The organism is Streptomyces spororaveus, assembly GCF_016755875.1.
Classification (GTDB): domain Bacteria; phylum Actinomycetota; class Actinomycetes; order Streptomycetales; family Streptomycetaceae; genus Streptomyces; species Streptomyces spororaveus.
Window position 1 is genome coordinate 6,790,637 of the sequence record NZ_BNED01000005.1, and the last position, 16,176, is coordinate 6,806,812.

Here is a 16,176-nt window from a genome sequence, read left to right on the forward strand (position 1 = left end):
CAAGGCGGGTCCCCTCCTCCCCGATTTCCGGTACGGCCGGGGATCTCCGGCGCGATAGGGTCGGAGGGCGAATAGTCCTGCGGTTCAGGTACAGACAGAGAGCGGTGTGACGTGTCCGGTGTAGAGGTGGCCGGGATCATCGTGGCCGTCTTCTGGGCCATCCTGATCTCCTTCCTCGCCGTGGCCCTGGTGCGGCTGGCCCAGGTGCTCAGGGCGACCACCAAGCTGGTGGCCGACGTGACCGACCAGGCGGTCCCGCTGCTCGCCGACGCCTCCACCACCGTCCGCTCCGCGCGCACCCAGCTCGACCGGGTCGACGCCATCGCGAGCGACGTGCAGGAGGTCACCTCCAACGCCTCCGCACTGTCCTCAACCGTGGCCACCGCCTTCGGCGGGCCGCTGGTGAAGGTCGCGGCCTTCGGCTACGGCGTCCGCAAGGCGCTGGGCAAGGGGGATGCCGCGACGTCGGGCGGCACACCGCCGAAGGCATCCCGACGAACCGTGATCGTTGGACGTACGGTGCCGGCCGCCCGGCGCCGCAAGCAGAAGGGCTGAGACCGCCGATGTTCCGCCGAGCCTTCTGGTTCACCGCAGGCGCAGCCGCCGGCGTGTGGGCCACCACCAAGGTCAACCGCCAGCTGAAGAAGCTGACGCCGGAGAGTCTCGCCGCCCAGGCGGCCGACAAGGCCGTGGAGGCGGGACACCGCCTCAAGGATTTCGCCCTCGACGTCAAGGCGGGAATGTCCCAGCGCGAGGACGAGCTGAACGACGCACTGGGGCTCCACCAGGATCCCGACCGGCCCGACAACGTCACGGCCCTCCCCGGGCCCCGGCGGCTGCGGGCCATCGAGAACAGCAAGACCACCTACCGACCCAATTTTTCGTACGACCGGAATGAGGACCACTGATGGAGTCGGCTGAGATTCGCCGCCGCTGGCTGAGCTTCTTCGAGGAGCGCGGTCACGCCGTTGTCCCTTCGGCGTCGCTCATCGCGGACGACCCGACTCTTCTGCTGGTCAACGCGGGCATGGTGCCCTTCAAGCCGTACTTCCTCGGCGAGACCAAGCCCCCGGCCCCCCGCGCCACCAGCGTGCAGAAGTGCGTCCGGACGCCGGACATCGAAGAGGTCGGCAAGACCACCCGCCACGGCACGTTCTTCCAGATGTGCGGCAACTTCTCCTTCGGCGACTACTTCAAGGAAGGCGCCATCAAGTACGCCTGGGAGCTGCTCACCAGCTCCGTGGCGGACGGCGGCTACGGCCTTGAGCCCGAGAAGCTCTGGATCACCGTCTACCTCGACGACGACGAGGCCGAGACGATCTGGCGCGAGAAGATCGGCGTCCCCGCCGAGCGCATCCAGCGACTGGGCAAGAAGGACAACTTCTGGTCCATGGGCGTCCCGGGCCCCTGCGGCCCCTGCTCCGAGATCAACTACGACCGCGGCCCCGAGTTCGGCGTCGAGGGCGGCCCGGCCGTCAACGACGAGCGCTACGTGGAGATCTGGAACCTGGTCTTCATGCAGTACGAGCGCGGCGCCGGCGACGGGAAGGAAGACTTCCCGATCCTCGGTGACCTGCCGTCGAAGAACATCGACACCGGTCTCGGCCTCGAACGCCTCGCGATGATCCTGCAGGGCGTGCAGAACATGTACGAGACCGACACCCTGCGCGTGGTCATGGACAAGGCCACCGAGCTGACCGGCGTGCAGTACGGCGCCGCCCAGGGCACCGACGTGTCGATGCGCGTGGTCGCCGACCACATCCGCACCTCCGTCATGCTCATCGGCGACGGCGTCACCCCCGGCAACGAGGGCCGCGGCTACGTGCTGCGCCGCATCATGCGCCGCGCCATCCGCAACATGCGCCTGATGGGCGCCACCGGTCCCGTCGTCCAGGACCTCGTCGACGTCGTGATCAACACGATGGGGCAGCAGTACCCGGAGCTCGTCACCGACCGCAAGCGCATCGAGACCGTCGCCCTCGCCGAGGAAGCCGCCTTCCTCAAGGCCGTCAAGGGCGGCACCAACATCCTCGACACCGCCGTGACCGAGACCAAGGCCACCGGTGGCACGGTCCTCTCCGGCGACAAGGCGTTCCTGCTCCACGACACCTGGGGCTTCCCGATCGACCTCACCCTCGAGATGGCCGCCGAGCAGGGCCTGACCGTGGACGAGCCCGGCTTCCGCCGCCTGATGCAGGAGCAGCGCGACCGCGCCAAGGCCGACGCCAAGGCCAAGAAGACCGGCCACGCGGACATGTCCGCCTACCGGGAGATCGCCGACGGCGCCGGCGCCACCGAGTTCACCGGGTACGCCACCAACCAGGGCGAGTCCACCATCGTCGGCCTCCTGGTCAACGGCGTCTCCGCGCCCGCCGCCTCCGAGGGCGACGAGGTCGAGGTCGTCCTCGACCGCACCCCCTTCTACGCCGAGGGCGGCGGCCAGCTCGCCGACCAGGGCCGGATCAAGCTCGACTCCGGCGCCGTCATCGTCGTCCGCGACGTGCAGCAGCCGGTCCCGGGCGTCTCCGTGCACAAGGGCTCCGTCCAGGTCGGCGAGGTGACGGTGGGCGCCTCCGCGTACGCCGCCATCGACGTCCACCGCCGCCGGGCCATCGCCCGCGCCCACTCGGCCACGCACCTGACCCACCAGGCGCTGCGCGACGCCCTCGGCCCGACGGCCGCCCAGGCCGGTTCCGAGAACAGCCCGGGCCGCTTCCGCTTCGACTTCGGCTCCCCGAACGCCGTCCCCGGCTCGGTCCTCACCGACGTCGAGCAGAAGATCAACGACGTGCTGTCGCGCGAACTGGACGTCACCGCCGAGATCATGAGCATCGACGAGGCGAAGAAGCAGGGCGCCATCGCCGAGTTCGGCGAGAAGTACGGCGAGCGCGTGCGCGTCGTGACCATCGGCGACTTCTCCAAGGAGCTGTGCGGCGGTACGCACGTCGGCAACACCGCCCAGCTGGGTCTGGTGAAGCTGCTCGGCGAGTCCTCCATCGGCTCCGGCGTGCGCCGCGTCGAGGCCCTGGTGGGTGTGGACGCGTACAACTTCCTCGCCAAGGAGCACACGGTCGTCGCCCAGCTCCAGGAGCTGGTCAAGGGCCGTCCGGAGGAGCTGCCGGAGAAGATCGCCTCCATGCTCGGCAAGCTGAAGGACGCCGAGAAGGAGATCGAGAAGTTCCGCGCGGAGAAGGTCCTCCAGGCCGCCGCCGGGCTCGCCCAGAACGCGCAGGACATCAAGGGCGTCGCCCTCGTCGTCGGCCAGGTGGCGGACGGCATCGGCGCCGACGACCTGCGCAAGCTGGTCCTCGACGTCCGCGGCCGCATCCCGGGCGACCGCCCGGCCGTCGTGGCCCTGTTCACCGTGGCGAACGACCGCCCGCTGACCGTGATCGCCACCAACGAGGCCGCCCGCGAGCGCGGCCTCAAGGCGGGCGACCTGGTGCGTACGGCCGCCAAGACCCTCGGTGGCGGCGGTGGCGGCAAGCCGGACGTCGCCCAGGGCGGCGGCCAGAACCCGGCCGCCGTGCCGGAGGCCATCAGCGCCGTCGAGCGCCTCGTCGTCGAGACGGTCTGACGATGACTCTGCGCCGCGGCCGCCGGCTCGCGATCGATGTCGGTGACGCCCGCATCGGGGTCGCCTCGTGCGACCCCGACGGGGTGCTGGCCACACCGGTGGAAACCGTTCCGGGCCGGGACATCCCCTTCGCCCACCGGCGGCTGCGGCAGCTCGTCGAGGAGTACGAGCCCCTCGAAGTCGTGGTCGGCCTTCCCCGCTCGCTCAGCGGGCGGGAGGGGCCGGCCGCGGCCAAGGTGCGCGTCTTCGCGAACGAACTCGCCAAGGGCATCAAGCCGGTGACGGTCCGGCTGGTGGACGAGCGGATGACCACGGTCACCGCCGCCCAGGGGCTGCGGGCCTCCGGGAAGAACGCCAAGAAGGGCCGGTCGGTCATCGACCAGGCAGCCGCTGTGGTGATCCTTCAGAACGCTCTTGAGACCGAACGGGTATCAGGTAATCCGCCTGGTGAGTGCGTCGAAGTGGTTGTCTGATCGCGATACGGTAACGTTCCGCGCGATGAGACGGCATTCGAACAGCCGTCGCCCACCGTCAAAGAGGCGGAACCGGGTGCCACGGACGACGGAGTCCGTGGCCTCCGTCTCGCGGCTCTAGGGGACCGATGACTGAGTATGGCCGGGGCCGTGGCCCCGAAACCTGGCACCCTGAGGACCCCCTGTACGGGGACCCGGGGTGGACCGGGCACCAGACCCAGCAGGGCCAGGTGCCTTACGGCGGTGCCCCGCAGCAGGAGTACCCGCAGGAGCCGCAGTACCAGCAGGAGTACCCCCAGCATCCGCAGTACCAGCAGTACCCGGAGTACCAGCAGCAGCAACAGCAGTACCCGCAGCAGCAGTACCCGCAGGGGCAGCAGTACCCGCAGCAGGGGCAGCAGCCGCAGCAGTATCAACAGCAGGCACAGCAGCCGCAGCAGCCCCAGCAGTACCCGCAGGGCCAGTACCCGCAGCAGCAGTACGCCCAGCAGCAGCAGGCACAGCAGCCCCAGCCGCAGCAGCCCGTGTACGACAGCCAGGGCTGGGACACCGGCCAGGGCCAGTACGCGGCGCCCGCGCAGGCGGACCAGTACGCGGGCGTGGACCCCTACACCCAGCAGCCCGTGGCGGGCTACCCCGGTGAGGCCCCCGACCTCTACAGCACCGAAGACGCCTACGCGCCGCCGCAGCCCCCGGGCCGGCGTCACCTGGAGCCGGAGCCCGTCGAGGAGCCGGAAGCGGCGGAAGAGCCGGAGAAGGACCTGCCCACCGCCGACGGAGGCCGCGACGACGACGGGGCCGACGACGGCGACGGACGCCGGGGCGGCCGCTCCAAGAGCGACAAGCCCAAGAAGCGCAGCGGCACGGCCTGCCTGGTCGCCGCGGTCGTCATCCTCGGCGTGGTCGGCGGTGGCGGCTACTACGGCTACAACTACATCAAGGCCAGGTTCAGCTCCGCCGAGGACTTCGCGGGCGACGGAACCGGCGAGATCGTCGAGGTCGAGATCCCCAAGGGCTCGGGCCTCCTGCAGATGGGCCTGATCCTCAAGAAGGCGGGCGTCGTCGCCAGCGGGCAGGCGTTCGCCGACGCCGCGGCCAAGCTGCCTCCGGGCAAGGCCATCCAGGCCGGTGTCTACCCGCTCAGGAAGAAGATGTCGGCGGCGTCCGCCGTCGAGGTGATGAGCGACCCCACGAAGCTGAACGTCGTCACCGTCACTGAGGGCATGCGCAACACCGCGGTGTACGCGGCGATCGACAAGAAGCTGGGCCAGCAGGAGGGCACCACCGCCGAGATCGCCAAGCGCGAGATCAAGAACCTCGGCCTGCCGGCCTGGGCGAACAACAACCCGAAGCTCATCGACCCGCTCGAAGGCTTCCTGTACCCGGCGCGCTACGACCTCAGCAAGGACAGCACTCCCGACTCCCTGCTGAAGCAGATGGTCAAGAACGCGACCGACAAGTACGCGGAACTGGGCATCGAGGGCAAGGCCAAGGAACTGGGCCTGGAGAATCCGCTCCAGGTGGTCACGGTCGCCAGCCTCGTCAACGCCGAGGGCAAGAACCACGACGACTTCCGCAAGATGGCCGAAGTGGTCTACAACCGCCTCAAGAAGACCAACGACGTCACGAACCAGAAGCTCCAGTTCGACTCGACGTACAACTACGTCAAGAACCAGAGCGAGATCAACTTCAACCTGAAGGAAGCCCAGGCCTTCGACCACCCCTACAACACGCACTTCGTCAGGGGACTGCCCACCGGCCCGATCAACAACCCGGGCCTGGACGCGCTGACCGCTACGCTCAACCCGGACCACGGTGGCTGGATGTTCTTCGTGTCGGTCGACGGCAAGACCACGACCTTCACCAAGACCTACGAAGAGCACACGAAGCTGGCCAACGAGTTCCAGGAACGGCAGAAGCAGAAGAACGGCGGATAGCAGGACATGTCACGCATAAGGGCCGCGGTGTTGGGTTCGCCCATCGAGCACTCCCTCTCACCGGTGCTGCACCGCGCCGCTTATCAGGAGCTCGGCCTCGACGACTGGTCGTACGACCGCTTCGAGATCGACGAGGCCGCGCTCCCGCAGTTCGTGGCAGGACTCGGCCCCGAGTGGGCCGGGCTGTCCCTGACCATGCCGCTCAAGCGGGCGATCATCCCGCTGCTGGACGGCATCAGCGACACGGCCGCCTCCGTCGAGACGGTCAACACGGTCGTCTTCACCGAGGACGGCCGGCGCCTCGGCGACAACACCGACATCCCCGGGATCGTCGCCGCGCTCCACGAGCGCGGCGTCGAGAAGGTGCCCTCCGCCGCCGTTCTCGGCGCGGGGGCCACCGCCTCCTCGGCGCTCGCCGCCCTCGCGCGGATCTGCTCCGGCGAGGTCACCGCGTACGTCCGCTCGGCGGCCCGCGCCGACGAGATGCGGCAGTGGGGCGAGCGCCTCGGCGTACCCGTCCGCACGGCCGACTGGTCCGAGGCGGCCGCGGCGCTGTCCGCGCCCCTGGTGATCGCCACCACCCCGGCCGGTACCACCGACGCCCTGGCCGCGTCCGTACCCGAAGGGGCGGGCACCCTCTTCGACGTCCTGTACGACCCCTGGCCGACCGCGCTGGCCGCCGCCTGGTCGCGCCGGGGCGGCCAGGTCGTCGGCGGACTGGACCTCCTCGTCCACCAGGCCGTGCTCCAGGTCGAGCGGATGACGGGCCGGACCCCGGGCCCGCTCGCCGCCATGAGGGCCGCAGGAGAGCGGGCGCTGGCCGCCCGTTAGGCTTTGGGCCTACTTGTTCGCGGGGGGCGGCATGGACGGCATGGACGGAAACGGCACCGACGAGGTACTCGCGTCGAAGTGGGACCTCCCCTTCGTCGTCTTCGCCATGGCCAGAGTGACCTTCGGCGGCCTGCCCCTGTGGGCCAAGGCCCTGATCATCGGAATCCTCGGTTCCGTCATTCTCTGGTACGGGATCACCTGGCGGCGCGAGCGCGGCCGGCGGGCCCGCTGACGTCCCGCAACGTCCGATAGCTGGACCGGGGCCCGATAAACCCCTCCGGACATGGGAGGATCGGGTGAGGCGGGTCCGGGCCGCGCACCCGATCGCGCCGTCGCTGTACCAGGCGCGAGCATGAGGAGCATCGTTGAGCAGGTTGCGTTGGCTGACCGCAGGAGAGTCGCACGGACCGGCACTGGTCGCGACGCTGGAGGGCCTTCCCGCCGGCGTCCCGGTCACCACCGAGCTGGTGGCCGATCACCTGGCCCGGCGCCGGCTCGGCTATGGCCGCGGTGCCCGGATGAAGTTCGAACAGGACGAGATCACCTTCCTCGGCGGCGTCCGCCACGGCCTGTCCCAGGGCTCCCCGATCGCGGTCATGATCGGCAACACCGAGTGGCCCAAGTGGGAGACCGTCATGTCGGCCGACCCGGTCGACCCCTCGCTGCTCAAGGAAACCGGCCGCAATGCGCCGCTGACCCGTCCGCGCCCCGGCCACGCCGACCTCGCGGGCATGCAGAAGTACGGCTTCGACGAGGCTCGGCCCATCCTGGAGCGCGCCAGCGCCCGTGAGACCGCCGCCCGCGTCGCCCTCGGCGCCGTCGCCCGCTCCTTCATCAAGGAGGTCGCCGGCATCGAGATCGTCTCGCACGTGGTCGAACTGGCCGCGGCCAAGGCCCCGTACGGCGTCTACCCGACCCCCGCCGACGTCGACAAGCTCGACGCCGACCCGGTGCGCTGCCTCGACGCGGACGCGAGCAAGGCGATGGTCGCGGAGATCGACCAGGCCCACAAGGACGGTGACACCCTCGGCGGCGTCGTCGAGGTGCTGGCCTACGGAGTCCCGGTCGGCCTCGGCTCGCACGTCCACTGGGACCGCCGGCTCGACGCCCGCCTCGCCGCCGCCCTCATGGGCATCCAGGCCATCAAGGGCGTCGAGGTCGGCGACGGCTTCGAGCTCGCCCGCGTGCCCGGCTCCAAGGCGCACGACGAGATCGTCTCCACCCCCGAGGGCATCAAGCGCACCTCCGGCCGCTCAGGCGGCACCGAGGGTGGTCTGACCACCGGCGAACTGCTGCGCGTACGCGCCGCGATGAAGCCCATCGCGACCGTCCCGCGCGCACTGGCGACCGTCGACGTGGCCACCGGCGAGGCGACGGTGGCCCACCACCAGCGCTCCGACGTGTGCGCCGTGCCGGCCGCCGGCATCGTCGCCGAGGCCATGGTCGCCCTCGTCCTGGCCGACGCGGTCGTCGAGAAGTTCGGCGGGGACTCCGTCCCGGAGACCCGCCGCAACGTCCAGGCGTTCCTCGACAACCTGCAGATCCGGTGACGGCCGGACCGCTCGTCGTCCTCGTCGGCCCCATGGGGTCCGGCAAGTCCACGGTGGGGGCGCTGCTCGCCGAGCGGCTCGGCGTCCGCTACCGGGACACCGACGCCGACATCGTCGCGGCCCAGGGCAGGCCGATCTCCGACATCTTCGTCGACGAGGGCGAGCCGTACTTCCGTGAGCTGGAGCGGGAGGCGGTCGCCACCGCCGTCGCCGGGCACACCGGAGTCCTCGCCCTCGGCGGCGGCGCCGTCCTCGACGAGGGCACCCGCGGGCTGCTGGCCGGCCTGCCCGTCGCCTATCTGTCGATGGACGTCGAGGAAGCCGTACGGCGCGTGGGCCTCGGCGCCGCGCGCCCGCTGCTCGCCGTCAACCCGCGCCGCCAGTGGCGCGAGCTGATGGAGGCCAGGCGCCCCCTGTACACCGAAGTCGCGCGCGTCGTCGTGCCCACCGACGACCGCACACCCGAAGAGGTCGCCCAGGCGGTCCTCGACGCTCTGGAGTTGAAGGACGTATGACAGACCAGGTGACGCGGATCCACGTCGGCGCGAGCGCCGGACACGACGCGTACGACGTGCTGGTCGGGCGGCAGCTGCTCGGCGAGCTCGGCTCCCTGATCGGTACGAAGGCCCAGCGGGTCGCCGTGATCCACCCCGAGGCGCTGGCCTCGACCGGTGAGGCACTGCGCGACGACCTGGCCGAGCAGGGCTACGAGGCGGTCGCCATCCAGGTGCCGAACGCCGAGGAGGCCAAGACGGTCGAGGTGGCCGCCTACTGCTGGAAGGCCCTCGGCCAGTCCGGCTTCACCCGCACCGACGTGATCGTCGGCGTCGGCGGCGGAGCCACCACCGACCTCGCGGGCTTCGTCGCGGCCAGCTGGCTGCGCGGGGTGCGCTGGGTCGCCGTACCGACCACCGTCCTCGCGATGGTGGACGCGGCCGTCGGCGGCAAGACCGGCATCAACACCGCCGAGGGCAAGAACCTGGTGGGCGCCTTCCACCCGCCGGCCGGTGTGCTCTGCGACCTGGCGGCCCTGGACTCGCTGCCGGTCAACGACTACGTCAGCGGCCTCGCCGAGATCATCAAGGCCGGATTCATCTCCGACCCGGTGATCCTCGACCTGATCGAGGAGGACCCGGCGGCGGCCCGCACGCCCGAGGGCCCGCACACCGCCGAGCTCATCGTGCGCTCCATCCAGGTCAAGGCCGACGTGGTCTCCAGCGACCTCAAGGAGTCCGGACTCCGCGAGATCCTCAACTACGGCCACACCCTCGCGCACGCCATCGAGAAGAACGAGCGCTACAAGTGGCGGCACGGCGCGGCCGTGTCCGTCGGCATGGTCTTCGCCGCCGAGCTCGGCCGCCTCGCGGGCCGCCTCGACGACGCTACGGCCGACCGGCACAAGGCGGTCCTCGCCTCCGTCGGGCTGCCGCTGACCTACCGCGGCGACCAGTGGTCCAAGCTGCTCCAGACCATGCAGGTCGACAAGAAGTCCCGTGGCAACCTGCTGCGCTTCATCGTCCTCGACGGGCTGGCCAAGCCGACCGTCCTGGAGGGTCCCGACCCGGCGCACCTGGTCGCCGCGTACGGCGAGGTGTCGGCGTGAGCCGCCGCGTGCTCGTGCTGAACGGCCCGAACCTGGGCCGCCTCGGTTCGCGCGAGCCCGATGTGTACGGGGCCACCTCGTACGCGGGCCTGGTGGAGAGCTGCCGTTCGCTGGGCGAGGAGCTCGGCTTCGACGTCGAGGTCCGCGAGACCAACGACGAGGGCGAACTGATCCGCTGGCTGCACGAGGCGGCGGACGGGAAGATCCCCGTGGTCATCAACCCGGGGGCCTTCACGCACTACTCGTACGGCATGCGGGACGCGGCCGCGCAGCGCACGGCGCCGCTGATCGAGGTGCACATCTCGAACCCGTACGCCCGCGAGGAGTTCCGCCACACCTCGGTCATCGCCTCGGTGGCGACCGGGACCGTGGCGGGCTTCGGCATCGGTTCGTACCGGCTGGCGCTGCGCGCACTGGCGGACGAGATCTCCGCCTGACACCCTGCCTGACGATGCTGGTGGACGGCCGGACCCCGGCAGTCATATAACGTTCTCGCATCAGTCGCCGGAACGAGACGGAGTGGCAGCGGATGCAGCACGGAGTGGGGAACGGGGGCGCGGCCTGGGGGCAGCCGGGACCGCGTCCGGCGGCGCCCCCGCAGCCGCCGATACCGCCGGCGCAGGGCTGGCCGGGGTCACCCCCGCCGCAGTCTCCGCACCAGCCGCCCCACCAGCACCATCAGTCGCAGCCGGTGCCCGCCGTGCCGGAGGCCACCGGGCACATCCCGCTGCCTCCCGCGGGGCCGGGCACCGGCGGGGCGGTCCTCGCCGTCCTGCTGATCGGCCCCGCCGGCGCGGGCAAGACCACCGTGGCCCGGCACTGGGCCAGCACCCGGCCCGTACCGACCGCGCACGTGAGCCTGGACGACGTCCGGGAGTGGGTCTGCTCCGGCTTCGCGGACCCCCAGGCCGGCTGGAACGAGCACTCCGAGGCCCAGTACCGGCTCGCCCGCCGCACCTGTGGCTTCGCCGCACGCAACTACCTGGCGAACGGCATCTCCTGCATCCTGGACGACGCCGTCTTCCCCGACCGGCCCGTGGTCGGCCTCGGCGGCTGGAAGCGGCACGTGGGCCCCACGCTGCTGCCGGTGGTGCTGCTGCCCGGCCTGGAGATCGTCCTGGAGCGCAACGCGGCCCGTTCCGGCAACCGCCGGCTCTCCGACGAGGAAGTCGCGCGGATCCACGGCCGGATGGCCGGCTGGTACGGCTCCGGCCTGCCGATCATCGACAACTCCCACCTCGACGTCGAGGGCACCGCCCGCGCCCTCGACGAGGCCCTGGCCCGCGCCCTGGCCGCCCCCGGCGGCTGGCCCGGGTAGGGGGTGTCCGGCGGATCAGGGCCGGGGCCCGTCCGGACGCGCTCGCCGGGCCGGATCGGCGGGGCGCTCGTACGCTCGAAGACATGTCAGACGTGTACGCCGCCCGCAGGGACCTGCTTCGCGACCGATGCGCCGCCGCGGGGAACGCCGCCGCACTGATCACGCGTCCGGCGAACGTCCGCTACCTCTCCGGGGCGTCCCCGCTCGGCGCGGTGCTGCTCGTCGGCCCCACCGAGGACATGCTGTTCTGCGCCGGCGCGCCCACCGGCGAGGTCGACGAGGGCCGCCTCGACGACCACCTGAACGTCTCCGTCCTGGGCAGTCCCGGCGGCGACCCGGCCGTCGCGGCCGCCGACCTGGCCGCGTCCCGGCGGGCCGACTCGCTCGCCGTGGAGGAGCACCACCTCACCGTCGGCCGGCACCGGGCCCTGCGCTCCGTCGCGCCCAGACTGCGCCTCGCCGACCTCGGCACCGCCGTCGAGCAGCAGCGCCTCGTCAAGGACGAGGAGGAGATCGCCTGCCTGCGGATCGCCGCGGAGATCGCCGACCAGGCCCTCGGTGAGCTGCTGGAGTCCATCCTCGTCGGGCGCACCGAACGGCACCTCGCCCTGGAGCTGGAACGGCGGCTCGTCGACCACGGGGCGGACGGCCCCGCGTTCCCGACCTCCGTCGGCACCGGCCCGCACTCCGGCCGCTCCCGGCACCGGCCCTCCGACCGCAGGGTGGAGGAGGGTGACTTCCTCACGGTGTGCCTGGGCGCCAACTACCGCGGCTACCGCTGCGAGATCGGCCGGACCTTCGTGATCGGCACCAGCCCGGCCGACTGGCAGATCGAGCTCTACGACCTCGTCTTCACGGCCCAGCGGGCCGGGCGCGAAGCCCTGCTGCCGGGGGCCGCGTACCGGGACGTGGACCACGCCGCACGCTCCGTCCTGGACTCCGCGGGGCACTCGGAAGCCCTCGCTCCGTGGACCGGACACGGAGTGGGCCTCGAAATCGACGAGGACCCGCAGCTTGCACCTACGGCAATGGGTAAACTGGACGCTTGCGTGCCGGTCACCGTCGAACCGGGGGTTCACCTCCCGGGCCGGGGAGGTGTCCGGATCGATGACACGCTCGTCGTACGCCCCGAGGCGGACGGCGGTCCCGAGCTACTCACCATTACGACCAAGGAGCTGCTCGCGCTCTAGCCGGTTCTGCCGGGCTGTGCGCGCACCCGTGGTCTTCCAGTGCAGGAGATTCCGCAACCGTGGCTTCCACGAACGACCTCAAGAACGGCATGGTGCTGAAGCTCGACGGGGGCCAGCTCTGGTCCGTCGTCGAGTTCCAGCACGTCAAGCCCGGCAAGGGCCCGGCCTTCGTGCGCACCAAGCTCAAGAACGTGCTCTCGGGCAAGGTCGTCGACAAGACCTTCAACGCCGGCGTCAAGGTCGACACGGCCACCATCGACCGCCGCGACATGCAGTTCTCGTACATGGACGGCGACTACTTCGTCTTCATGGACATGGACACCTACGACCAGCTGATGGTCGACCGCAAGGCCGTCGGCGACGCCGCCAACTTCCTGATCGAGGGCTTCACCGCCTCCGTCGCCCAGCACGAGGGCGAGGTGCTCTACGTCGAGCTCCCGGCCGCGGTCGAGCTCAAGATCCAGCACACCGACCCGGGCGTCCAGGGCGACCGCTCCACCGGTGGCACCAAGCCCGCCACCCTGGAGACCGGCTACGAGATCCAGGTCCCGCTCTTCATCACCACGGGCGAGACGGTCAAGGTCGACACCCGCACCAGCGACTACCTCGGCCGGAAGAGCAACTAACCCGTGGCTGCTCGGAGCAATGCGCGCAAGCGCGCCTTCCAGATCCTTTTCGAGGCCGACCAGCGCGGGGTGCCCGTACGCGAGGTCCTCGCGGACTGGATCCGCCTCGCGCGGTCGGACGACCGGCAGCCGCCGGTCAGCGCCTTCACGATGGATCTCGTCGAGGGTTACGCCGAAAAGGTGAACCGCATCGATGATCTGATCATCACCTACGCCGTGGACTGGGAGCTCGACCGGATGCCGGTCGTGGACCGGAACATCGTGCGGCTCGGTGCCTACGAGCTGATCTGGGTGGACGACACCCCGGACGCCGTGGCCATCGACGAGGCCGTCCAGCTGGCCAAGGAGTTCTCGACGGACGAGTCCCCCTCGTTCGTGAACGGGCTGCTCGCCCGCTTCAAGGACCTGAAGCCGAGCCTGCGGCGCAGCGAGAGCTGACCGCACGGCCCAGCGCCGGCACCGCCATACGGAAGGGCCCGCAACGCACGCGTTGCGGGCCCTTCCGTATGGCGGTGCCGGGCAGCGGAACGAAAAAACCGGCGGGCGCCGGACCCCCGCAAGGGTCCGGCGCCCGCCGGTAAACGTTTCTGCTGGTCCGGAGGCCGGGACTCAGAGTTCCTCGTGCGCCACCGCGCGACGGGCATCCGCGTCCAGCACGCCCCAGCTGATCAGCTGCTCGGTCAGCACCGAGGGGGACTGGTCGTAGATGACGGCCAGGGTGCGCAGGTCGTCCTGGCGGATCGACAGCACCTTGCCGTTGTAGTCGCCACGCTGGCTCTGGATCGTCGCCGCGTAACGCTGCAGCGGACCGGCCTTCTCGGCCGGGACGCCGGCCAGGCGCTCCAGGTCGAGGCGCAGCTTCGGCGGCGGCTCGGCGGCCCCGCCGGGAGTCGTACCCGGCAGCAGCTCCTGCACCGGAACCCCGTAGAAGTCCGCCAGCTCGGCAAGACGCTGGACGGTCACGGCGCGGTCCCCGCGCTCGTAGGAACCGACCACCACGGCCTTCCACCGACCCTGGGACTTCTCCTCGACACCGTGGAGGGAAAGGCCCTGCTGGGTGCGGATGGCGCGGAGCTTGGCCCCGAGCTGTTTGGCGTATTCGCTGGACATAACGCTCCCGGACGCTGTGACGCTGTGACTGGTGGACACTGCGACTACGTAACTACGTGCGGCTCCGCCGCGCGGCTGGTAACTCACTGTGAGGTTACGCAGCGTTACTTGGATGCGTCAAGCCGAATGGTCTTCGTCGCCCCCCAGGGGGTCCCTCCCGGCAGCCCTGTGCGAGCCGTCCCGTACCGGCCCGGTCCGAGCCACCGGCGTCTCCCTGGTACCGTGTGAGGCGTACATCAGACGTCCTTTAAGGTCCGTCCCGTGAGGCGGAGAAGGAGGTCCTTTTCATGGACACCCAGCAGAACCCCGATTCCACGCGCCCGGTACTCGAAGCGCAGGACATCGCCCGGGTCCTGACCCGCATCGCCCACGAGATCGTCGAACGCGCCAAGGGCGCCGACGACGTGGTGCTCCTCGGCATCCCCACCCGCGGTGTCTACCTCGCCCGCCGGCTGGCCGCCAAGCTCGAAGAGATCACCGGCACGAAGATCCCGGTCGGCTCCCTCGACATCACCATGTACCGCGACGACCTGCGGATGAAGCCCGCCCGCGCGATCGGTCGCACCGAGATCCCCGGCGACGACCTCGACGGCCGCCTCGTCGTCCTCGTCGACGACGTGCTCTTCTCCGGACGCACCATCCGCGCCGCCCTCGACGCCCTCGGCGACCTCGGCCGCCCCCGCGCCGTGCAGCTCGCCGTCCTCGTCGACAGAGGCCACCGCGAACTGCCGATCCGCGCCGACTACGTCGGCAAGAACCTCCCCACGTCGCTGAGGGAGACCGTCAAGGTCCAGCTCCAGGAGGAGGACGGCCGTGACGCCGTGCTGCTCGGCCAGCGGACCGCCCAGGCCGCAGGGCAGTAGACCGTCCGAGTGACGGGCCCCGGCGGGGCCCGCGCCGAGCCCTGCCCTGCCCGCCCGCCCCCTGCAGCCCGTCTGCCCTCTCCCGACCTACGGAGCCATCCAGATGAAGCGCCACCTCATCTCGGCCGCCGACCTCACGCGCGACGACGCCGTCCTGATCCTCGACACCGCCGAGGAGATGGCCCGTGTCGCGGACCGGCCGATCAAGAAGCTGCCCACCCTGCGCGGCCTCACCGTCGTCAACCTCTTCTTCGAGGACTCGACCCGCACCCGGATCTCCTTCGAGGCGGCCGCCAAGCGGCTCTCGGCCGACGTCATCAACTTCTCCGCGAAGGGTTCGTCCGTTTCCAAGGGCGAATCCCTGAAGGACACCGCGCTGACCCTGGAGGCCATGGGCGCCGACGCGGTCGTCATCCGCCACCACGCTTCCGGTGCCCCCTACCGGCTCGCGACCTCCGGCTGGATCGACTCCGCCGTCGTCAACGCCGGCGACGGCACCCACGAGCACCCCACGCAGGCCCTGCTGGACGCCTTCACCATGCGCCGCCGCCTGGTCGGCCGCGACGCCGGCCTCGGCAAGGACCTGAACGGCCGCCGCATCACCATCGTCGGCGACGTCCTGCACAGCCGCGTGGCCCGCTCCAACGTCCACCTGCTGCACACCCTCGGCGCCGAGGTCACCCTGGTGGCCCCGCCCACGCTCGTCCCGATCGGCGTGGAGACCTGGCCCTGCGAGGTCTCGTACAACCTCGACGAGGTGCTGCCGAAGTCCGATGCGGTGATGATGCTGCGTGTGCAGCGCGAACGCATGAACGCCGCCTTCTTCCCGACCGAGCGCGAGTACTCCCGCCGGTACGGGCTCGACGGCGACCGCATGGCGAAAATGCCCGAGCACGCCATCGTGATGCACCCCGGCCCGATGAACCGCGGCATGGAGATCACCGCCCAGGTCGCCGACTCCGACCGCTGCACGGCCGTCGAGCAGGTCGCCAACGGCGTCTCCACCCGGATGGCCGTCCTGTACCTGCTGCTCGGAGGCTCCGAGCCCGCCGTCACCACCACCCCCGCCGCCGCGCGTACCGAGGAGAGCAAGTAACC

Annotated in this window: 18 protein-coding genes; 17 read left to right on the top strand and 1 reads right to left on the bottom strand. The window is 70.7% G+C overall.

All coding sequences use genetic code 11. From position 1 onward, the window contains the following. Nucleotides 1-111 precede the first annotated feature (111 nt). The 15 genes from Sspor_RS33250 (at nucleotide 112) to nusB (ending at nucleotide 13,543) form a co-directional block, all read left to right on the top strand. A complete protein-coding gene (locus Sspor_RS33250; RefSeq protein ID WP_189740255.1) occupies nucleotides 112-555 on the top strand; it encodes a DUF948 domain-containing protein in 444 nt (147 codons plus the stop codon). Between the two features lie 8 nt (nucleotides 556-563). After that, complete coding sequence (locus Sspor_RS33255) at nucleotides 564-908, top strand: DUF6167 family protein (RefSeq protein WP_202202396.1); 345 nt, start codon at nucleotides 564-566, stop codon at nucleotides 906-908. Next, nucleotides 908-3,577 carry an alanine--tRNA ligase gene (gene alaS / locus Sspor_RS33260; RefSeq protein ID WP_202202397.1) on the top strand — a complete coding sequence of 890 codons (2,670 nt, stop codon included), beginning with the start codon at nucleotides 908-910 and terminating at the stop codon, nucleotides 3,575-3,577. Before Sspor_RS33255 ends, alaS begins: the two co-directional genes overlap by 1 nt. 2 nt (nucleotides 3,578-3,579) lie before the next feature. Next, nucleotides 3,580-4,050 carry a Holliday junction resolvase RuvX gene (gene ruvX, locus Sspor_RS33265; protein ID WP_030387206.1) on the top strand — a complete coding sequence of 157 codons (471 nt, stop codon included), beginning with the start codon at nucleotides 3,580-3,582 and terminating at the stop codon, nucleotides 4,048-4,050. A gap of 128 nt (nucleotides 4,051-4,178) precedes the next feature. After that, nucleotides 4,179-5,987, top strand: coding sequence for an endolytic transglycosylase MltG (gene mltG / locus Sspor_RS33270; RefSeq protein WP_202202398.1), 1,809 nt, complete (start codon nucleotides 4,179-4,181; stop codon nucleotides 5,985-5,987). A gap of 6 nt (nucleotides 5,988-5,993) precedes the next feature. Further along, on the top strand, nucleotides 5,994-6,818 hold the full coding sequence (locus Sspor_RS33275; protein ID WP_202202399.1) for a shikimate dehydrogenase: 825 nt from the start codon (nucleotides 5,994-5,996) through the stop codon (nucleotides 6,816-6,818). 31 nt (nucleotides 6,819-6,849) lie between these two features. Beyond that, a complete protein-coding gene (locus Sspor_RS33280; RefSeq protein ID WP_202202400.1) occupies nucleotides 6,850-7,050 on the top strand; it encodes a hypothetical protein in 201 nt (66 codons plus the stop codon). 133 nt (nucleotides 7,051-7,183) lie between these two features. Then, nucleotides 7,184-8,368 carry a chorismate synthase gene (gene aroC / locus Sspor_RS33285; RefSeq protein ID WP_202202401.1) on the top strand — a complete coding sequence of 395 codons (1,185 nt, stop codon included), beginning with the start codon at nucleotides 7,184-7,186 and terminating at the stop codon, nucleotides 8,366-8,368. Next, nucleotides 8,365-8,883 carry a shikimate kinase gene (locus Sspor_RS33290; RefSeq protein ID WP_202202402.1) on the top strand — a complete coding sequence of 173 codons (519 nt, stop codon included), beginning with the start codon at nucleotides 8,365-8,367 and terminating at the stop codon, nucleotides 8,881-8,883. The genes aroC and Sspor_RS33290 overlap by 4 nt, the downstream gene beginning before the upstream one ends. Beyond that, nucleotides 8,880-9,971 carry a 3-dehydroquinate synthase gene (gene aroB, locus Sspor_RS33295; RefSeq protein WP_202202403.1) on the top strand — a complete coding sequence of 364 codons (1,092 nt, stop codon included), beginning with the start codon at nucleotides 8,880-8,882 and terminating at the stop codon, nucleotides 9,969-9,971. The genes Sspor_RS33290 and aroB overlap by 4 nt, the downstream gene beginning before the upstream one ends. Further along, on the top strand, nucleotides 9,968-10,408 hold the full coding sequence (gene aroQ, locus Sspor_RS33300) for a type II 3-dehydroquinate dehydratase (RefSeq protein WP_202202404.1): 441 nt from the start codon (nucleotides 9,968-9,970) through the stop codon (nucleotides 10,406-10,408). The genes aroB and aroQ overlap by 4 nt, the downstream gene beginning before the upstream one ends. A 92-nt stretch (nucleotides 10,409-10,500) precedes the next feature. After that, nucleotides 10,501-11,289, top strand: a complete 789-nt coding sequence (locus Sspor_RS33305) for an AAA family ATPase (RefSeq protein WP_202202405.1) — start codon at nucleotides 10,501-10,503, stop codon at nucleotides 11,287-11,289. 83 nt (nucleotides 11,290-11,372) lie between these two features. Beyond that, entirely contained in the window at nucleotides 11,373-12,479 is a 1,107-nt protein-coding gene (locus Sspor_RS33310) for an aminopeptidase P family protein (protein WP_202202406.1), read from the top strand. 59 nt (nucleotides 12,480-12,538) lie between these two features. After that, on the top strand, nucleotides 12,539-13,105 hold the full coding sequence (efp, locus tag Sspor_RS33315; RefSeq protein WP_030706328.1) for an elongation factor P: 567 nt from the start codon (nucleotides 12,539-12,541) through the stop codon (nucleotides 13,103-13,105). Between the two features lie 3 nt (nucleotides 13,106-13,108). Next, nucleotides 13,109-13,543 (top strand): transcription antitermination factor NusB, encoded by a 435-nt coding sequence (nusB, locus tag Sspor_RS33320; RefSeq protein WP_202202407.1) that lies wholly within the window; start codon nucleotides 13,109-13,111, stop codon nucleotides 13,541-13,543. A gap of 171 nt (nucleotides 13,544-13,714) precedes the next feature. Here nusB and bldD read toward each other — a convergent pair whose 3' ends face one another. Continuing rightward, nucleotides 13,715-14,215 (bottom strand): transcriptional regulator BldD, encoded by a 501-nt coding sequence (bldD, locus tag Sspor_RS33325; RefSeq protein ID WP_030008755.1) that lies wholly within the window; start codon nucleotides 14,213-14,215, stop codon nucleotides 13,715-13,717. Nucleotides 14,216-14,502: 287 nt separating this feature from the next. Here bldD and pyrR point away from each other — a divergent pair, with 287 nt between their 5' ends. Then, nucleotides 14,503-15,078, top strand: coding sequence for a bifunctional pyr operon transcriptional regulator/uracil phosphoribosyltransferase PyrR (gene pyrR, locus Sspor_RS33330; protein WP_202202408.1), 576 nt, complete (start codon nucleotides 14,503-14,505; stop codon nucleotides 15,076-15,078). Nucleotides 15,079-15,181: 103 nt separating this feature from the next. Further along, nucleotides 15,182-16,174, top strand: a complete 993-nt coding sequence (locus Sspor_RS33335; RefSeq protein WP_202202409.1) for an aspartate carbamoyltransferase catalytic subunit — start codon at nucleotides 15,182-15,184, stop codon at nucleotides 16,172-16,174. Nucleotides 16,175-16,176 lie beyond the last annotated feature (2 nt).

Coding starts and splice junctions, on each gene's coding strand:
- Sspor_RS33255 (WP_202202396.1), top strand. CDS start 564: ATGTTCCGCCGAGCCTTCTGGTTCACCGCAGGCGCAGCCGCCGGCGTG.
- alaS (WP_202202397.1), top strand. CDS start 908: ATGGAGTCGGCTGAGATTCGCCGCCGCTGGCTGAGCTTCTTCGAGGAG.
- ruvX (WP_030387206.1), top strand. CDS start 3,580: ATGACTCTGCGCCGCGGCCGCCGGCTCGCGATCGATGTCGGTGACGCC.
- mltG (WP_202202398.1), top strand. CDS start 4,179: ATGACTGAGTATGGCCGGGGCCGTGGCCCCGAAACCTGGCACCCTGAG.
- Sspor_RS33275 (WP_202202399.1), top strand. CDS start 5,994: ATGTCACGCATAAGGGCCGCGGTGTTGGGTTCGCCCATCGAGCACTCC.
- Sspor_RS33280 (WP_202202400.1), top strand. CDS start 6,850: ATGGACGGCATGGACGGAAACGGCACCGACGAGGTACTCGCGTCGAAG.
- aroB (WP_202202403.1), top strand. CDS start 8,880: ATGACAGACCAGGTGACGCGGATCCACGTCGGCGCGAGCGCCGGACAC.
- Sspor_RS33305 (WP_202202405.1), top strand. CDS start 10,501: ATGCAGCACGGAGTGGGGAACGGGGGCGCGGCCTGGGGGCAGCCGGGA.
- Sspor_RS33310 (WP_202202406.1), top strand. CDS start 11,373: ATGTCAGACGTGTACGCCGCCCGCAGGGACCTGCTTCGCGACCGATGC.
- bldD (WP_030008755.1), bottom strand. CDS start 14,215: ATGTCCAGCGAATACGCCAAACAGCTCGGGGCCAAGCTCCGCGCCATC.
- pyrR (WP_202202408.1), top strand. CDS start 14,503: ATGGACACCCAGCAGAACCCCGATTCCACGCGCCCGGTACTCGAAGCG.
- Sspor_RS33335 (WP_202202409.1), top strand. CDS start 15,182: ATGAAGCGCCACCTCATCTCGGCCGCCGACCTCACGCGCGACGACGCC.